The following is a 17089-nucleotide window of genomic DNA, read 5'->3' on the forward strand; positions in this document are numbered from 1 at the left end:
CGCCAATAATGAAAGGTGTGTTTACAACTTTTTAGATTTGGGTATCATTGGCGTAAGAGCATGGTTATTACTTTTAACCAACCCTTTACAAACCTGTTAACCAGGCTCCTCCCCCCCTAAAAAGTAAACCCCTCTCAATAGAGAGGGGCTTATTTATGTCATCAATTCTTAATAAAAATAGTTTTTATAACCCTTTTCACTTAAGGTACTTTTTTGGAGATATGAAAACCTCAGTATGTGTCTCCGAGACATTTTACGTTTTTAACCTATCAATTACAATTTTGAAATATTAGTTGCCAATGTTCATCACTCAAATATCAGCTATCATTCCTTACACTAAAATCCACTAAAATTGTTCAACTAATCTCTCTTGTCAGCTGGAAAAAGTCATATAAAATCGCCTTTACTCCAATCACCATTACTAAAAATTCACAATGTTCATTAATAGGCATTTTTTAAAAACAGAAGTACAAATTCTGATAATTTATAGCTAAACTTCAAACTGTATAGTTAATTTCCTGGAGTGATATACTAAACTGTTCTTTCTCAACCCATTAGCTCTTAGAGGCCTTTTGTTCAGGAACTCGATCACTTGGAGACGAGAGAATTAACGGTTAAGTCAATGTTTTTATTTGGGAGGTGAAAATGATGGCAGATAATAATCCTGTTAAGTTTACTGGGAAAAACGTGGATAGAAGAAATGATCTCACTGGTCCTGAAGATGCAGAAAAGCGATCCCATCCGAACCGTCCAGAACATGTATCTATCCAGCAGACAAATAGGGAAAATAATCAATAACACTAACAAAAAAGCGGACTTTTAAACTTGGGAAGTGTTTCGGGTTTCTGAGCAGTAAAATTTCATAAAAAAGTTGGTTTAACTCCTCTTAACAAAATGAGGTAACCAAAGGAGCATTTTTTAGCCTAGAAGAAATCAAAAAGGCGTTAAACCTTTTGGATTAACGCTTTTTTTGTTTGAAAACTATTAAATTTCCAAGTATAGATAATCGCAAGCTGTTTCTTATCCAGTTCTATGGCCAGCGACTAGTTCGCCGATCTCTCTGCAATAAGTCAATATCGAATTGCTTCTACTCTTCGTTTTGGCTCCACTCAGTACGTCGCTAAACGGGAGCTAGCGTTTTTGTTCGTTTAAACACCCCAAAAGTTAGAATTGGTTCGTCTAACTTTTAGGGTTCAGTAAATTCGGGTATTCTGCTAAAACGGCACTTCCTGTGAGTCGCTGTAAAGATAGCTTAGTAAGTCTACTTCGTACTCGCTATAGCTTTTATCTAGCTGATTTCCGTCCCAGCGTCTGCCAAAGACATCTTCTATTAAGATTTCCATGCCGCCCTGGGCGTATTCTTCGAGACGTTTTCTGGATTTTCTAGGAAATTCGTTTTCTCCGAAGGCTTCAATGTTTTTCCCCAGTTCTCCATCACTTAATATGATCGAGTACGCGGTAGATTTTTGCCTTGTGTTTAAATAGTTGGTCCGGAATTCACGGCCGCGTTCTCCGATTGGTTTTTTACGGTCTTTCTTAAAGCCAAGGCTCGCGCATAGCAGGAACAGGTCTTGGTATTTGACTTCGAATTTGATATTAAAATGGAAGTAGATTTCTTCGTATTGTTTGCTCGTGTAGAGCAGTGCTTGATCTGCTAAAAAGTCCATTGTTTACCCCCTGGTTGACATGGTTTCATTGACTTGGATCTCGACGATATCGGAGTGGCCTGGTTCGATTTGGTCGAGCTTATACCATTTGCCGAGCTTGCCTGTGCTCTTAAAGCGCATTTCTTCGGTTCTGGACAACTCGGTATCGGTTAACAGCAGCACCCACTGTGAGGTCAGGTTTGGAATGTTGTCGATCAGATGATCGCGGTTGTTTCCTGATATCCGGCCGAATGGCGTATCCATGAACAATGGGAAGTTGATATCCTCTGATCCGCCTGCCGCGACTTTAGCAAGCGATGTGATAAATGATAATGCGACAACCTGGCGCTGTCCCTGTGAAATATCCTGGGTAATGTTGATATTATCCCAGCCCATAATATCAATCTCGTACTTTTCATTGATATCAATACGTTTAACGAGATCTTTATCCTTGCGGTCGATTAGTGTCTTAAAGATCTCGGTTGTTTCTGCTGTTAGCTTCGAGCGCATTTCATCGCTGTATTCCTTGAACACTGCTTCAAAGCGTTCCTTTAAAGTTTCGATGTATTGCAGAATTTTACTGTCGATCCGCAAGCTTTCATTGTCACGAAGCAAGCGGGTGAATTCCTTCTCAAGCGCATCGAGACTTTTCTCTTTTTCACTCATCTGGATTTTGAGTGTTTCCACTTCAACCTCAAGTTCCCGGAGATAAGCTTTTTTATCATTCAGTGTGACTTCTAGGTTCTTCAGGTTTTCTTGCTCCTGTGCCTTTTGCTGAACATCGACGCTGTATCGATCAATCTCGCGTTCGATTTCTTCAATTCCGTCTTTAATTTCCCGAAATTCACGAAGCTTTGAATCAATTGAAGAAAGAATCTCGTCTTCCTCCAGCCCATAATCATGGATACTTGAAGTGATTTGCGTGATTAACGGTGTTAGCTCTGATCGTTTAAAGTTATTCTTCAACAACTCAATATGGTTTAAATGATCTTTGTTTTCATGCAGATCATTTCCACAGCAGGCACACACTAGATCCTTCAGTGACTTTTCGATCACTTCAATCGGAATTAAATCCTTCTGGTCAACGAGAATTTGATCGAGATAATTTTTAACAGAATAATAGGTATCCTTCATGATCAAATGGGGACCGTTCGCGATCAGTTCTCCCTTAATCTCATTTTTCTTGTCTTTTGCGAGCCTGACATGGAGGTTTTTCTTATCCTTTTCAGCATTCAGTTTTTCCTGAATTCGCTTCACGTCTTCATTTTCGGCGAGCTGCGCTTCAATCCGTTCGATTTCAAGTGCGCAGGAAACCTTATTCTCTTCCTTAAGGCTCATTTTTTCTTGGATATTTGCGATATCTTCAGTTAAAGTATCGATATCATTTTGCTTACGTGTTAGATCAAGGTTATGGGAAGAAGATGTAATTCTGCGTTTCTCGGAAGAATGCAGCCTTTTTAATAGATTGATTGCACCTTCAAGCTTATCGATCTGCAGCAGCTTAACAATCCCGTTTTTAACTTCTGCTTTTACTTGAGCATCCGTTTTGGCGAGTGTTTCAATTTTTTCGGCATCAAATAGGAAGAAGTCTTTGATGCTTTCATCAAGGATGCCATTTAGAATGTTTTTAATTTCATTTTCATCTGTAATTGGCTCTGCTGAATAGTTGCCTTGTTCGTCGGTAATGTTCAGCTCAGCATCCATGATTTTTTCGGTAATTTCCGAACCAGTTTTATAGCCTCGGGCAAGTCGGTTAATCTCATATTTACGGCCTTTGTGTTCAAAAACGAGCTTGACGGTCGTATCAATCGGCATGTTTGGGTTACGATCCATCGCCAGAAAGTTGACAAGGTGAATTTTTTCTTTTGGGTTATCCTGCTGGATGTGTGTGCTGCCGTATAAGCCAAACATTAATGCACGGAAAATTCCGGTTTTCCCTTTTCCGTTTTCCCCGAATACGATCGTAATGTTTTCGTCTCCGCCAGCAAATTCAATTTTCTGCTTCCCGTAAAATTGACGGAAGTTATTGAGTGAAATTTCGATTAACTTCATTTGCCTTCCTCCTCGAGGACCAGCTCCCTGATTTCTTCTCTGATCATCTCTTCAATGCTGGCATTAGATTTCCGGCCTGCCTCAAGCTCCTGCAAAAGAAGCTTGGCTATATAAGACAGCTCTCCCGGAAAGTCGCTGATTTTTTTATCTAAATCTTTATTGATTTTCATTAAATGGCCCCCATTGTTGTTTTAAATTCTCTATATACTTCCCATGGCAGCTTATCCATTAAATATTCGAGTGAATAAGCCTGCAGCTGTCTGCCGACGATTTCCCTTGCATTGTAGCTGTTGATGGCATACTGGGAAAACTCAGCAAACCGCGGGATTTCCTTCGATGCGACTGACTTGTAGAGCTGGTCGCTAGCATCAGATGGCAAGACAATGAAATCAAAAATCTCCGCGATGTTTTTACCAGGATAGGTCCGTAAAATCCGGCCGCGCCGCTGCACAAATTCCCGAGGATTGGAGGTACTTGCCATAAAATAAGCAGTCCTTGTGCTAGGCACGTCCACACCTTCATCTAGGCATTTAATCGCGACGAGTATCTGAATCGAACCATCATCAAATGATTTTAAAATTCTCATACGGTCTTGATTATTAACCTTTGAATCAAACCGGTGTACCCGATAGCCAAGCCTTGATAGTTCACCTGTAATGATTTCAACCTCGCCGGGTGCACAGTAAACAAGCGTATGTGAAACTTCATCCCGGTTCTTTTCACGAAAAATCGAAAACAGCTTATCCTTTTTGTTTTCGGCCTTGCTTAAGATGAGTGCCCGTTTCCGGTTTAAGTCGCTAATTTCTTCAGGGTCTGGTCTGTCCTGGCCATATAAGGTAATCAATCGCCTTGTATATCTCTCATACCTTTCAAGCTCATCCTCTGTCAAGTCAATTATAAAAGGTTTATACGTATATTCTGTCAGCGCACCGTTATCAATCGCGGTTTTCATATCATATTCATAAACGGTATCGCCAAAAAAGTCATTTATATAGCTTGTACCGTCCTCATCCCACCAGCGATCAGGGGTTGCGGACAATCCGAGCTTTGCTTCCATACCGCCGAGTCTATTGTTTCTTAGGCTGCTGACGCCAAAATAGTGGCATTCATCTGCAATCAAAAAGCTTTTGCCTTTGATTTTTTCTATTAGACTGTTAAATTCCTCTGATGCTGCGCTACGGTAAGTTGTAATCGCAACATGCTTTCGGATGATGCCTAGATTAAAGTCTCGCACATCTGTCTGCAGCTTTCCGGTCCAAGACTTTTTGCTGCCAAAGCAGGTCGTAAAGCTTGTAAAGCCAAGCTGCCGGCAATTTTCCTCCCACTGCTCAACCAGATGGGTAAAAGGGACAATGACTGTCAGGAAGATTCGCCCTTTTTCTTTTAAAAACTCATTGGCGATTATTAGGCTCGTAATCGTTTTTCCTGTCCCAGTTGCCATTTCCAATATCCCGTTCCAGTTGTTGTTTTTTACCGCATCAATCGCTTCCTGCTGGTATGGACGCGGCTTAATATCTGGACGTTTGATTGGCTTCCTCTCCTTTTTATAGCCTGCAATTTTTTCTTTTAAAATGTCCGGCATCTCGATGACCGTCAGTCCGTTGGTTGTATTGCTCCAGAGATTATCAAAATCTTGTGCCATGTCGTCAATCCGGTTTCGATCATGCTCTTTCCAAAATACATCAATTTTTTCAAAGTTATCTCGCATCCCGCCAAGCGTTTCATTAGCTGAGCCAGAAAATGCAATGCGATGCCCCTCTTTATCATAAAAGATGCCAAACTTTTCATGATAAAGACTGTTGTTATCTGTAAATGCGATCTTAACATCGAGCTTATCCTCATAAATGAGCCAGGCTAATATGTTGAGCGTATCATCGCGAATATTTTCTTCATTTGGTTCGATTTGTCTGAGCAGGCTGCTGGCAATCACATCACTCTTTGCCCGGTAGCCGAGCCGAATCGCGTCAATGTCCTCCGCCGTCAGATGAGGGTTGGCAATTAAACGGATCTGGCCGTCTTCATGAAGGAAGGTCTCAAGCCCTCTGGCAATGACACTCAGGCTGCCGCTCGTAAAGTAACCGACAGCCCGGTCATATTGGATCGATTTTTCGATCACTTTACTGTAAAAGTCTGAATGAATTTGATCATTGTCTGACCTGTATTTAAATTTTAGTTCAAGCTCGGTAAATGACATTTACGTCCCCTGCCTTAAGGCTGCATAGCCAAGTTCGTCAAAGCTAAGTTTCTCTGACGTTTTCAGTTCTTTCGGCAGAATCTTTTTGTAGATATATTCCTGCTCCCTGAGAATTCCCTTTTCTGTCAGAAAATCATAGATTCCGTATTCATGCATGTTCCCTTCATACTCAGTCTCAAGTAAATGAACCACTAAATCCTCAAAGGTTTGAATCGGGCTGTTTTCTTTGACGACGATAATCATATCGTAGCGATAGTCGTTCACAAACTTTTTGATCTGGCGGTAGCCGCAGCGATGCAGGATACTGTTGAGCAAATATGGATTCCAGCGAAAGCCAATTGGCGGCAGCTTGCGGCGGTAGCCCTTCAAACTGCTGACAGACAGGAACGCCTGATCTCCCTGTGCCTCTTCTGCAAAAGCCTTTATCTGTGTGAGTGAATCATCACTGATCTTCAGTCGTTTGCCCGGGTAAAGCTGATCCACATCAACCTCGACATATGTTGCCTGATCGAGCAGCCTTTTCAGGAACGTAGCGGCCATCATTTCTTTGTAACCATACTCTAGGGTGAAGTCCTTAATTTCCTGGCGGGAGGTTTCACCAGGGAATTGAGCCTCGATGACTTGCTCGAACGAGTCAATTTCTCCATCTTCTAAGTAAAGAAAGTTGGTATGCCCTTTTATATTCGGAAGGAATAATTTGACGAGGGCTGGGAGCTTCGTCGCCTCATCAATGCCTTTATTCCGCAGTAAGCTTGATAGCTTGCGGTCAAACATCATTTCTTTAAACATAAACTGTGCCGTTGAAAAGCCGTTTTTAAAAGCTTGCTTGAAGTAACCGATCAGCTGCGATTTTTCTGCTGACTGTAGCTTTAAATTATCGATGAGGATCGCATGGTTGTTCCCCCATGGAATAATTTTGTCTGAATGAGATATCGCAAGATCCACCTTATACTGAGGCCTGATCACATCAAGCAGCTGCTCCTTTGAACATAGGCCGCCCTTACTCTTCATATAAGCTACCAGCCGATCTTCCAGGCTTAGCTTGGATGTTTCATTTTTAAAGATATTCAAGGTGTTGCCTTGGCCAATCGTATACTTTTCATCGAGATAGTACCTGATTAGCGAGTAGAGATGGAGCTTATTATGGATATTCATAGATTCCAGTTTATTTCGGAACTGGGAAAATACATCCTCTACATTGATGACATCTTTAATAAGAAATTGTTCATTGATATACATTTCAATTTCGGAAATAATCGTGCTATCAAAAGATTCACTATCAAAGTGGGCAAACGTTGACCTGTCGACAAGGAGGATGTTCTCCGCATCCCTGATCCGGGCATCGACAGAACGAACCGTGCTCCCAAGGTCATACTCAAGGTGCTCTTTCGCCAGTTTTTGTAAATAGGCAACCCCATCCTCATCAATACGAAGCGGTTTATCAACGTACTGTTTAAATAAATAGGTCAAAACCTCATTGATTGGAAGCCGGTAGCGGGAATAAACCTCGCCATACTTGATATAGCGTTTGTTCTCAATAATCTGCTGAATAAATTCTGTTGCCGGATTCTCGATTCCAACTGACTCAAATGCTTCCTCCAAGGACTGCTGATATTCATTAAAATTAAATACCTCAGGCAGGTCCTCGATCAACTCTTCGACAGGCTTTAAATTCACCTTGCCGGCTTCATCGAAGAAAAACAGATCAAGATTTTTATAATAGTTAAAAATAAGGTTTTCTTGCTTTAATAGAGAAATAAGAAATTGATTCTCTTCGCCTAGAAGCTTAAGAAGTTCCTCACCGCTAATGAATGCTTCACTTGAAGACAAGACCCTGACAATTTTGGAAAAGTGCTGCCTCCGTATATGGCCGGCGACCTTTTTAACAGTCTTTTTGGCCACTTGCCTGATTCTTTCCCTAGTTACGCCAAATTGCGAGCCGACCTCTTCAAGTGTTTCACCCTTGCCGAACCGATGAAATAGAATTTCGTAATCTCGTTCTGAAACAACAGTTTTCAGGCTGTCAGCAATTCCTTTAGGTGATTTTTGCTTAATTAAAAGACCTGATAGGCTTTGCAGCAGGTGGGGCTCAAATTCATCCTTCAAACTGGCCAAGTCCTTGCCCTCGATGTCCATAACTTTAAGCTTGCTTTGTGAATGGCTTTGGAAGCTGTATAGATAAAGCAATGCCTGGACTTCGAGTTCTTTAATAGAATCAAAGACTTCACCTGATTCAAATACCTGCGGAGCAGATTCTACTGAATCAGAGTAAAAGCTAAGAGTATGCCGAACCTCTTCAACCTTTTTCCTGCCAACCATCGGCTGTTTGGCAAATTCATCAAGGTCAAGCGTTTTTATATCGCCAATGGTTTCAATCCCTTTTTTCTCGCAGAAACTTCTAAATAACTGATACTTTCCTTCTGCAAAAAGGGTTTTAATTTCAAGGTGTGCAGCATTTAAACTGACAGCAAGCTGTTCTCCCCCAGCCTGCAAGGATACTGGAGGCTTTTCCTGAAGAGTTCGAATATGATTTAAGCGCTTTTGGACCATCTCAACCCTGCCAACGCCGACTCCTCTGCCCTTCCCATACTCGGCTAAATGCTCACCGGTAACATCATAGACGGTTACGATGCTATTAAGCTCACAAAATCTCCGAAATGATCGGAACAGGTTATCCGAGAATACCTCATCAATTGTAACCTTTAGTGATTGAGCCTTAGTTTCGGAAACTGAAACTCGTCCAATCCGGATATACTGATTAGCCAGTTCTTTTACTGCTCTAACCTTTCCTACCCCTACACCTTTTTCCGCACTATATTCGTGAAAGTGCCTCGCATTCAGTTCTTGAATGGTTTTGATTCCTTTCTTTTCACAATAATTGCGGAAAGTCCAAAACCTGAACTCATGGAAAACATCATCTACCAAGTTCTGAACATCTGTATCCGACGCTGGTCGTTCTTCATGCTCTACGGCTTCGGATGGACTCTTTGCTAGAAGCACATCATCGACCTTTCTTTTAACTGTTAAAATTTTCCCCACACCTACGCCGGGTAAATAGGAATATTTTTCGATTAGCTTTTCGTTCACCTGATAGATTGATTGGATTTCATGCTCCTTACAGAACTCACGAAACGTTCTGAAAATATTGTCAGCAAATACAACCTCAATTGAATCACCAGATAATACTGTTTCCTTGTAGTCTTCAGGCTCTATCTGGTTTTCTTCGTTAGGGTTAAGAAGCTTATGGAACCGTAGCTTTATGACCTTTACTTTTGCCGGGCTTACGCCTCTTCGCATGCTGTGCTCCTCAAGCAGCTCGGTTGTCAGTTCAGAAATATCCTTAATTCCCTTCCGGCTGCAAAACGCGTGAAATTGCCAGAATGAACCTTCAGGAAAAGCCTCTTTAATAGAGATCTTTACCGGCTCATACTCGCTTTCAGATGGCGGGCTAACGTGGTTTTGGCTGCTGTGTCCAACCTGGTCGGAGGATGTACTGTTCCCAGCAGGAAGGGAATTGGTTGTGCTTTGCCCAGAAGGCTCTTTCTTGTTTTCCTTAAGAGAGATAGAGGTGGTGCCTGTTTCAGTCTTTTGTTGATTAAATTCAGTTGAATGGCTGGGTTTACCAGTTTCCTTCAGCTGGGCTGTACCTCTTACTGGATCTTTGCCATCAGGATGTACAAGAACTGTCTGACCGATTTCTGGATCATGTCGTTCCGTTTGGCCGGTATCATTGTTCGGTTTGCTTATATAAGCTGATTTTGCTTCTATTATTTGTCCAGTCTCCAAATCCTTAATAGCAAAGCCTGCCTTAAGCAATTCTGCTTCAAGCAGATTGGTATCAAGGTGACTATTAATCCGTTTAAAGCCTGGCAGCGGAACGTTATGGAAAAAATGATCCGACTCAACGTGGAAACGCTGGATAAACCCAGACATTCCGAGATACTGATAATCAAGCTTTCGGAAACGCCCTTGATCTTCTGCAGCCCAAATATGCCTGGCAACAGACACTGTCCCAGACGGCAGGATATTGTTTGGCTTCTCTGTGTAAAACGAAAAGCCACGTAAAGAAAGCTCATCCACCATAAGGATAAACTCAGTTTTATTTTTAAGATACATCTCTCTTAAGCTATCCAAAGCGTACCTGTGGCTGTCTACTTTTTTACATTGAGAAAGAAAGCTTTTCAGACGCCCTTCCATCAATCCATCAATTGAATTTAAAATAATCGGTAAAAGTATGTAATCCTTCAATTTGCTGACCCCCAAGAAGCAACACTGAACTTTTATTATCTATCTCTATCATACTACAAAAAACCTTCGTGAGTCGACACAGTCTGACAAATTGGAAGACATTTGGATGGTCGTTTTTTTTAATAAAATCGGATGTTCGTTTTTGTCTATTTCCTTATACTTTTTCTGTTTCACAACTCTTTTGTCCTATTATTATAAAGCAGAGACAAATCTAGCTTTTCTTACAGGACACCAGAAAATGAAGTATAATTGGCCAATTCACCTATTAAAGGTGGTCTTATTAGTTGCTGTGTTTTATGGATGTGTTAGATCAGCAACTGCTGTTTGGGCATTGGGTGATTTAGGATGGGAACAATGGCATGGGTAAACCTTACTTTTATTTTTCTTCTTACCAAGCCGGCACTACGTACTTTAAAAGACTATGTACAGCAGAAATTAGGCATTGAAGGGGCTGATTTTTGGAAGGAACACTATAAAGTGACTAAGAATCATGACCTTAAAAAGGAAAGAAAAGCCACATCATTCTAAAGTGACTGTTCAAGTAAAAAAAACCGGCTGTTGCCGATCACTGAAAACTCTACAAATTAAAAGGCCGAAACGTTACCAACAGTAAACGTTTCGGCCTTTTCATGTTAATACTGATCTCGTTGAATTCCTATCTCACGCAAAAACAACAACCTTTTAGTAAAGGTCATTTATTTATGAACTAGCTGATCTAGCTAATCATAACTAATTAAATTATCTACTGAGGTACTTCTTTTCAAAAAAGCACCCTCTCTTTGTATTTACTAGGATACATTTACTTTTATGCAAAGTTACTCTAGCCAATCACACTATTGGATGCTTTTACTCTTCGATAGAAAGTAGCTTATAGTAAGATAATAAAAGGGCAAATAGGCCAATCCCGAAAAGGATGCTACCGGCAAACAAGAAATTATTGGTATAACCTTCTATTACTTTTAGGTATATTGAAGTATCTGCCCCACCTTGTTTGACTAACCAACTCTCAGCAAGAGATGTCCCGAAATTCACACTGAAAAATAGTAAAATAAATCCAACAGCACTTAATACAGAACCTAGAGCAATTAATCCCATTAATTTATCTTTTGTCACTAAATCCCTCCATTCTTTTACCAATCCATCCTCCATGAGAAAAGGCTCTTGCTGGAATCGGCTATTAAATTCACGTGGTGTTGCTATCTTTCTATTAGAGACACAGCCAGATGCCAGGCTAAATACCCATCATGTTTATCAAGCTTTTTGGGCTTTGATTTGGTTTCGTTCCAAGATAGCACCTAGTATTGATAGTCCAATTATGTAAGGAACACAGAATAATCCATAACCTGTACCGAAGTCGGTTATATCCGAAGTAACGTATAGATAGATTCCCCACAGGATATAAGCGCCGTATCCAATGGTGATAGTCGTTAACCACGTCCGTTTCTTGCTGAGTAACGGATAAAGCAGTGGCCCGATTAAAATAATAAGCAGAATGACAGTTTGTGAGAAACTAATCGACATAAAAATAACCTCTTTACGGTCTTATAATTTTTTTGAAGCAAGAAAATACTGTTTTTCTTCTCCTCTTTAACATAATTTAACATAATTTCCTTTATTGTTGTTAAAATTTCTTGTTTTTAAGGTCAAAAAATGCTGCCTTAAATGGCAGCACCTTATATCAATGATGGTTTTCTTCAGCCGCCATAGCAATTGCTTTCGTTTCATGAATAGTTCCATATGGGTGCTGCGGAGGCGCATAGATTGAATAAAGCTTTATTGGCTTGTTGCCGGTATTGATTAAGTTATGCCACTTGCCAGCAGGTATCACAATTGCATAGTCAGCAAAGGCTTTTTGCTGAAAATCTAATCGATCTTTGCTGTCCCCCATTTGAACAAGTCCTTCTCCTTCTTCAATACGCAAGAATTGATCCAGGTCTGGGTGGATTTCCAAACCGATGCTTTCTCCAACACCGATACTCATGAGGGTCAATTGCAAATGATCCCCGGTCCATAATGCTGTTCGGAACGTATTGTTTTGCGTGGTAACCTTCTCAATATCAACCACAAATGGCTCAGCGCCATAATCTGTTATTCGACTCGAATAATCTTCTTTTAAATAACTAAAACGTGCTGCATTTTCTTGTTCGCCTGTCAAAGCCCACAAAAAAGCATTTCGAACCTGTGGAAGCTGTGTAAGCAAATAGCTCTTTTGGTATTCTTGATAACCCTCTATTTCAGCTTCATATGCTTTTTGTAAGCCGCCTCTATAACTGTTGATAGGAGTTTTACTGATATGGTATACAGGCTGTTGCCCTGTAAGTAAAGAATATAAGTTCGTCAATTGATTTACCTGAACTTTTTTATTTTCCAGGCCTTGAAGTATGGCGTTTTTATGCTGGTGATTTGGTGCTAAACGTGCTAAGCGATTATAAAGATCAATTGCAGAAGCTTCTCTTTTTACTCCGGATAGGACAGCTTCAGTTACTTCCGGATTGCTTTCTTGACGGTAATTGGCCATGTAGCCTGGGTGATACATTGGTGTACTAACATTGGCATAATAAGGATATGGATACATCGTTGAAAAATCGTTCAATTAGGTCATTCCCCTCATCTAATTTACAAAAACATCATATGCCTTTGTATCAGGGAATGTACTTCGGATTTTTGAAAACCACCTAGGTTGGTTAAAATAATACCCCTAGAGCTCATAGCCTATTATCATATCTGCTATTAATTGGTTTAAAGAGGGACCTTCATTTTTATAATTCGAAAAAATTTGTTAACAGGTTCTTTGAGAAATAATAGCCTCCCTTTTTCCTGCCTATGTGTGATTCTACACTTCCAGGTGACAGGCACCATCCAATTAATTACCAGTGACAGACGCCAACCATGGTTAATTAAACATCCCTGTTCGTTATTAGATAAGTCTTCTATTAAAAATCGTATATATTCTCACCGATGAATGTTTGTGAATCATGCACCCGGAAATTTTGGCGCAACACTATTGAATGAACGGTAAGTCAGGTACAAACCAAACAATCCATTTATACACCTATGATTTGCGTATATCTTTCCAAATTGACAAATCTGGGATATTTTCAATATAATTCGAACATTAGCATGATAGGGGGATATGAATGAAATTATCTCTGGCGGACTATATTGGTGTATTTATTCATCAGACTGATTTAACTTTTACCAATTATGTAAAAAACAAGCTTGCTCCGTACAATTTGGCTCCGGAGCAGAATCTAGTAATGATGATCCTTTTTGAGAAGGATGGAATTACCCAGAATGAACTATCCGAAAAGCTTATGAAAGATAAAACAAATATTGCACGAATGGTTTCCAGCCTTGAAAGAAAAGGTTTTATTAGAAGAGTTGTAAACGAGCAGGACCGGCGTGCGCTTCATTTATATCTTACCGTTGAAGGAAGAGCACTGGGTGATAAGATTATTCCTATATCCGAGGAATTTAACAGCCTGATTCTGGAGGATATTTCGGAAAAAGAAATGGCTGAGGTCAAAAGGATCCTAATCAAGATGAAAAATAATCTAACAAAAAGGTAACAGTCGCTTTTTTCTAGATCTAATAGCTATTCGGACAGCTCGAGCGGGTTTTGCTTCCTTGGTGTCCGAATGCGAGTCCGACTCACCTTTAGCTCGGGAGTTCCCTCAGGTGTCCAAATCTAAAGCTTACCTTAGTTAGCTCTAGCTGGAAGCCCCACTACTTTTCCAACACCTTACTTATACAAAACATAAAACTTTAAGACCAAATCATATTTGATTTGGTCTTTTTACTGGTTATTTATCCATACTCCGTCGTGTGCCAGTTATGTGCTTCTCTATACAAAACGAGCTCACTACCCTAGTATCTGCTGGAAAGGCTTTTTTGCAGTAAAATCATTTCCTCGGCAAGGTTTCCGATCCGCGTTTTAACTACTGGAGTGGCGATTTCATTTTGCTCATCAAAATCGGAGTTATGGATAAAGACGTTTCCAAGCGGCACTGTACCTTTAAGATAGGTAAGGATTGGCTTTAGTGCATATTCAGGAACAAGATAGTGTTTTTCACTCCCAGCGGTAGTAATCATGCCTGTTACCTTTGATTTAAACGAGCCCATCGGAATGTGGTCAAAAAGATTTTTTAGGGGGCCCGGAATTGAAGCCTGATAAACAGGAGTTCCAAATAAAAGTAAATCTGCCGACAAGATTGTTGAGATCACTTTTACTGTATCTTCATTGTACTCGCTTAATGGCTTCCCTTTTACGAATTCCACCTCGTAATTACGTAAATCAACCAGCTCTGTCTCAATTTCCGGATCCACAGATTTGGCCGCATTTAATACTTCCTCGACCGCATTGGCAGTTTTGGCGCCAAGCAGCGATCCTGCAACACCTACAAGTTTCATTTTACTTCCTCCTCATTAAATAAGGTGCCACAAAGGGCACCTTATTCATTCACAACAATTTATTTTTGTGCGTTTTCGAATTTTTCTGCTACAGAATCCCAGTTAATGATATTGAAGAAGCTTGCAATATAATCAGGACGTCTGTTTTGGTAGTTCAGGTAGTAAGCGTGCTCCCAAACATCCAGTCCCAGGATGGCAGTCTTGCCTTCCATGATTGGGTTATCCTGGTTTGGCGTACTTGTAATTTCAACCTTGCCGTCTTCACCTGCAATCAGCCAGGCCCAGCCAGAACCAAAACGAGTGGTTGCAGCTGCTGAGAATTCTTTTTTAAAGCTGTCAAAGCTGCCAAATGCATCATTGATTGCTGCTTCTAGTTTGCCTGCAGGCGCATTGTTTTCTTTACCAGGAGCGATGACTTCCCAGAACAAGCTGTGATTTAAGTGGCCGCCGCCATTATTTCTGACAGCAGTTCTGATTGCTTCAGGAACAGCGTCCAGGTTTCCAAGCAGTTCTTCAAGAGTTTTTTCCTGAAGATCAGCCTTGCCTTCAAGTGCTGCATTCAGGTTGTTTACGTATGTTTGATGGTGCTTGCCGTGATGGATCTCCATTGTTGTTTGGTCAATGTGTGGCTCTAGTGCGTTAAAACCATACTTTAAAGTTGGAAGTGAATAAGTCATTATGTAATCCCCCTAAAATTTTATCTTTTTATACTTTTTGGTATAATAAGTATAAGTAAATAATATAAGTTCCTTTCTCTAAAATCAAATGATTTGCTTGCCATGTTAAGAATTTATACTTTATGGTATAATTAATATATTATTTTTAAGATTTTCTCCACCAGATTGGAGGTTTTAATATGAAGGCACTTCAAAAGAACACTAAAGACCGGATTATGAAGCTTTTAAAAAAAGAAGGATCCCTGACAGTCAATGATTTAACCGATCGTCTCGAAATTACCCATATGGCGGTTAGGAAACACTTGATCCGTCTTGAAAAAGATGGCCTAATTCTGTCAAAGTCCATCAAACAGCCAATGGGAAGGCCTCTTCAAAGATACTCGCTTGCGGGGAAAGCACAAGAGCATTTCCCTAAAAATTATGAAGCAATCTCTGTAGAATTTCTCCATGATATAAAGGAGCTCCACGGAGAAAAGTCGGTGGAAGTTCTATTTAAAAACAGAGAAGAACGCCTCACTCATGAATACAGCACCAGGTTGGCTAAAAAGTCTACCCAAGCTGAAAAGCTTTCCGAGCTGACAAATATCCAGAACGAAAAAGGTTATATGGCAGAGTTGTCACAGGTGGATGAAAACACCTACGAATTGACGGAGTATAACTGCCCGATCTTCTCAGTTGCTAAGGATTTCAAAGTTGCCTGTCATTGTGAGACGGAGCTTTTTAAAAACATCCTTGGCACCGAGCAAATCAATAGAACCTTCTGCCAAACCGATGGAGATACCCACTGCAAGTTTTTATTTAAAATAAAATGAGGAGCATACCGGGTATGCTCCCCTTTTTTATGGGCTTGTCAACTACCTGTCCTTTTTAATTAAATCTATAATACATTCTGGGTTTGTATACACGTTAAAATAGTTTACCCTATATCTACTGATCCAGTTGTTAATATCCTGCTCTTCCTTAGAGCGGCTGTAGAGGATAAACTTGTGCTTGTCCGAAAATTCGTCCAGCAGTTTCTCGCTTGTTACAAGCCCAGTATCTAAAAGCACTACCATTCTGTCGAGGTGTTCCAACGCTTTTAGTGCCCCATCATGATCCATGTCCCTGCTGAAAATCCTGATTTTTTCTTCAGTCTCAAGCAAAATGGTTAAGCTTTTTTGAACATGCTGGTTTTCTGACAGAATAACCACGTCAACCATCGGGCGGCTCCTCCTTTATGTTTAATATCACTGTTGAATCGCTTAAAAAAGCTGAGATGGGAATACCGCCCGTAAAAGTTTAATAGAATTGCCGTCAAAGATAGACTATTTAATCCACTTCGTTACTGGCCCGAACGGTTTCCGCTTACCATCGGGCAGCTCCCTTTTCGGGTAGCCGATATAAAGGAAACCTAGCACTTCTCCTTTTTCAGAGATACCGAAAAATTCCTTCATTAACGGGTCATACATCGGTTTTCCAGTTCTCCAAAACGATGCAAGCCCCATGCTGTGAGCTGCCAGCAGCATATTTTGAATACAAGCGTATACTGCACCATACTCTTCAATTTCAATCGCCTTAGGATTTGTACTTGGTTCGACAGCAACAGTAATAATTACCGGAGCCCGGAATGGTTTTTCGAGGATCTTTTCGAGCTTTTTCTGGTCATTTTCACCGTTCTTTATAGCAATCCTGTACAGAACATTCCCCAGCTTTTTCCTCCCATCCCCAGTTAGAACAGCAAACCTCCAGGGTTCTGTTTGGAAGTGACTGGGCGCCCATGTTCCAACTTCCAAGATCTGCTCAATCACCTCTTCAGGGACCAATTCATCCTTCACAAGTCCAAAGCTTCGCCGTGTTTTAATAGCTGTCAATACATCCATCTA

17 protein-coding genes are annotated in these 17089 nt (G+C 40.6%); 5 read left to right on the forward strand and 12 right to left on the reverse strand.

Annotated features, from left to right (window positions below; genetic code table 11):
* Nucleotides 1–645: 645 nt before the first annotated feature.
* Nucleotides 646–798: a hypothetical protein gene (locus tag HRJ06_RS12355; protein ID WP_174733238.1), complete on the forward strand. Its 153-nt coding sequence runs from the start codon at nucleotides 646–648 to the stop codon at nucleotides 796–798.
* 416 nt (nucleotides 799–1214) lie between these two features.
* On the opposite strand, the gene HRJ06_RS12360 is transcribed toward HRJ06_RS12355, so the two are convergent.
* Genes HRJ06_RS12360 through HRJ06_RS23085 form a run of 5 tightly spaced genes read right to left on the reverse strand, consistent with a single transcriptional unit; the run spans nucleotide 1215 to nucleotide 10140 of the window.
* Nucleotides 1215–1667, reverse strand: coding sequence for a hypothetical protein (locus tag HRJ06_RS12360; RefSeq protein WP_174733239.1), 453 nt, complete (start codon nucleotides 1665–1667; stop codon nucleotides 1215–1217).
* 3 nt (nucleotides 1668–1670) lie between these two features.
* On the reverse strand, nucleotides 1671–3698 hold the full coding sequence (locus HRJ06_RS12365; RefSeq protein WP_174733240.1) for an AAA family ATPase: 2028 nt from the start codon (nucleotides 3696–3698) through the stop codon (nucleotides 1671–1673).
* Nucleotides 3695–3868 carry a hypothetical protein gene (locus tag HRJ06_RS12370; RefSeq protein ID WP_174733241.1) on the reverse strand — a complete coding sequence of 58 codons (174 nt, stop codon included), beginning with the start codon at nucleotides 3866–3868 and terminating at the stop codon, nucleotides 3695–3697. The genes HRJ06_RS12365 and HRJ06_RS12370 overlap by 4 nt, the downstream gene beginning before the upstream one ends.
* Nucleotides 3868–5892, reverse strand: coding sequence for a DEAD/DEAH box helicase family protein (locus tag HRJ06_RS12375; protein ID WP_174733242.1), 2025 nt, complete (start codon nucleotides 5890–5892; stop codon nucleotides 3868–3870). The genes HRJ06_RS12370 and HRJ06_RS12375 overlap by 1 nt, the downstream gene beginning before the upstream one ends.
* Entirely contained in the window at nucleotides 5893–10140 is a 4248-nt protein-coding gene (locus HRJ06_RS23085; protein WP_197969945.1) for a sigma factor-like helix-turn-helix DNA-binding protein, read from the reverse strand.
* A gap of 106 nt (nucleotides 10141–10246) precedes the next feature.
* Here HRJ06_RS23085 and HRJ06_RS12385 point away from each other — a divergent pair, with 106 nt between their 5' ends.
* Nucleotides 10247–10507 carry an alanine:cation symporter family protein gene (locus HRJ06_RS12385; protein ID WP_174733243.1) on the forward strand — a complete coding sequence of 87 codons (261 nt, stop codon included), beginning with the start codon at nucleotides 10247–10249 and terminating at the stop codon, nucleotides 10505–10507.
* Complete coding sequence (locus HRJ06_RS12390) at nucleotides 10495–10668, forward strand: hypothetical protein (RefSeq protein WP_174733244.1); 174 nt, start codon at nucleotides 10495–10497, stop codon at nucleotides 10666–10668. The genes HRJ06_RS12385 and HRJ06_RS12390 overlap by 13 nt, the downstream gene beginning before the upstream one ends.
* 318 nt (nucleotides 10669–10986) lie before the next feature.
* Here HRJ06_RS12390 and HRJ06_RS12395 read toward each other — a convergent pair whose 3' ends face one another.
* The 3 genes from HRJ06_RS12395 to HRJ06_RS12405 form a co-directional block, all read right to left on the reverse strand.
* Entirely contained in the window at nucleotides 10987–11277 is a 291-nt protein-coding gene (locus HRJ06_RS12395) for a hypothetical protein (RefSeq protein WP_174733245.1), read from the reverse strand.
* A gap of 114 nt (nucleotides 11278–11391) precedes the next feature.
* Nucleotides 11392–11661, reverse strand: coding sequence for a hypothetical protein (locus HRJ06_RS12400; protein ID WP_174733246.1), 270 nt, complete (start codon nucleotides 11659–11661; stop codon nucleotides 11392–11394).
* A gap of 157 nt (nucleotides 11662–11818) precedes the next feature.
* Complete coding sequence (locus HRJ06_RS12405) at nucleotides 11819–12676, reverse strand: cupin domain-containing protein (protein ID WP_242035236.1); 858 nt, start codon at nucleotides 12674–12676, stop codon at nucleotides 11819–11821.
* A gap of 601 nt (nucleotides 12677–13277) precedes the next feature.
* Here HRJ06_RS12405 and HRJ06_RS12410 point away from each other — a divergent pair.
* On the forward strand, nucleotides 13278–13709 hold the full coding sequence (locus HRJ06_RS12410) for a MarR family winged helix-turn-helix transcriptional regulator (RefSeq protein WP_174733247.1): 432 nt from the start codon (nucleotides 13278–13280) through the stop codon (nucleotides 13707–13709).
* Between the two features lie 298 nt (nucleotides 13710–14007).
* Here the strand turns inward: HRJ06_RS12410 and HRJ06_RS12415 are convergent, their stop codons facing one another.
* Nucleotides 14008–14550, reverse strand: coding sequence for an NADPH-dependent FMN reductase (locus HRJ06_RS12415; RefSeq protein WP_174733248.1), 543 nt, complete (start codon nucleotides 14548–14550; stop codon nucleotides 14008–14010).
* 59 nt (nucleotides 14551–14609) lie between these two features.
* Nucleotides 14610–15227 carry a superoxide dismutase gene (locus tag HRJ06_RS12420; protein ID WP_197969946.1) on the reverse strand — a complete coding sequence of 206 codons (618 nt, stop codon included), beginning with the start codon at nucleotides 15225–15227 and terminating at the stop codon, nucleotides 14610–14612.
* Between the two features lie 179 nt (nucleotides 15228–15406).
* Between HRJ06_RS12420 and HRJ06_RS12425 the strand changes: the two genes are divergently transcribed.
* Complete coding sequence (locus HRJ06_RS12425; RefSeq protein WP_174733249.1) at nucleotides 15407–16039, forward strand: helix-turn-helix transcriptional regulator; 633 nt, start codon at nucleotides 15407–15409, stop codon at nucleotides 16037–16039.
* 42 nt (nucleotides 16040–16081) lie between these two features.
* Here the strand turns inward: HRJ06_RS12425 and HRJ06_RS12430 are convergent, their stop codons facing one another.
* On the reverse strand, nucleotides 16082–16426 hold the full coding sequence (locus HRJ06_RS12430; protein ID WP_174733250.1) for a hypothetical protein: 345 nt from the start codon (nucleotides 16424–16426) through the stop codon (nucleotides 16082–16084).
* 105 nt (nucleotides 16427–16531) lie between these two features.
* On the reverse strand, nucleotides 16532–17086 hold the full coding sequence (locus HRJ06_RS12435) for a nitroreductase family protein (RefSeq protein WP_174733251.1): 555 nt from the start codon (nucleotides 17084–17086) through the stop codon (nucleotides 16532–16534).
* Nucleotides 17087–17089 lie beyond the last annotated feature (3 nt).

This window comes from Mesobacillus harenae (assembly GCF_013343715.1).
In the GTDB taxonomy this organism is placed as follows: Bacteria; Bacillota; Bacilli; order Bacillales; family Cytobacillaceae; genus Mesobacillus_A; species Mesobacillus_A harenae.

Bases quoted from the DNA above. Each gene is read 5' to 3' on its own strand.
- HRJ06_RS12365 (WP_174733240.1), bottom strand. From the start codon at position 3,698: ATGAAGTTAATCGAAATTTCACTCAATAACTTCCGTCAATTTTACGGG.
- HRJ06_RS12420 (WP_197969946.1), bottom strand. From the start codon at position 15,227: ATGACTTATTCACTTCCAACTTTAAAGTATGGTTTTAACGCACTAGAG.
- HRJ06_RS12390 (WP_174733244.1), top strand. From the start codon at position 10,495: ATGGCATGGGTAAACCTTACTTTTATTTTTCTTCTTACCAAGCCGGCA.
- HRJ06_RS12355 (WP_174733238.1), top strand. From the start codon at position 646: ATGATGGCAGATAATAATCCTGTTAAGTTTACTGGGAAAAACGTGGAT.
- HRJ06_RS12405 (WP_242035236.1), bottom strand. From the start codon at position 12,676: ATGTATCACCCAGGCTACATGGCCAATTACCGTCAAGAAAGCAATCCG.
- HRJ06_RS12425 (WP_174733249.1), top strand. From the start codon at position 15,407: ATGAAGGCACTTCAAAAGAACACTAAAGACCGGATTATGAAGCTTTTA.
- HRJ06_RS12400 (WP_174733246.1), bottom strand. From the start codon at position 11,661: ATGTCGATTAGTTTCTCACAAACTGTCATTCTGCTTATTATTTTAATC.
- HRJ06_RS12385 (WP_174733243.1), top strand. From the start codon at position 10,247: ATGGTCGTTTTTTTTAATAAAATCGGATGTTCGTTTTTGTCTATTTCC.
- HRJ06_RS12370 (WP_174733241.1), bottom strand. From the start codon at position 3,868: ATGAAAATCAATAAAGATTTAGATAAAAAAATCAGCGACTTTCCGGGA.
- HRJ06_RS12430 (WP_174733250.1), bottom strand. From the start codon at position 16,426: ATGGTTGACGTGGTTATTCTGTCAGAAAACCAGCATGTTCAAAAAAGC.
- HRJ06_RS12435 (WP_174733251.1), bottom strand. From the start codon at position 17,086: ATGGATGTATTGACAGCTATTAAAACACGGCGAAGCTTTGGACTTGTG.
- HRJ06_RS12375 (WP_174733242.1), bottom strand. From the start codon at position 5,892: ATGTCATTTACCGAGCTTGAACTAAAATTTAAATACAGGTCAGACAAT.
- HRJ06_RS12360 (WP_174733239.1), bottom strand. From the start codon at position 1,667: ATGGACTTTTTAGCAGATCAAGCACTGCTCTACACGAGCAAACAATAC.
- HRJ06_RS12410 (WP_174733247.1), top strand. From the start codon at position 13,278: ATGAAATTATCTCTGGCGGACTATATTGGTGTATTTATTCATCAGACT.
- HRJ06_RS12415 (WP_174733248.1), bottom strand. From the start codon at position 14,550: ATGAAACTTGTAGGTGTTGCAGGATCGCTGCTTGGCGCCAAAACTGCC.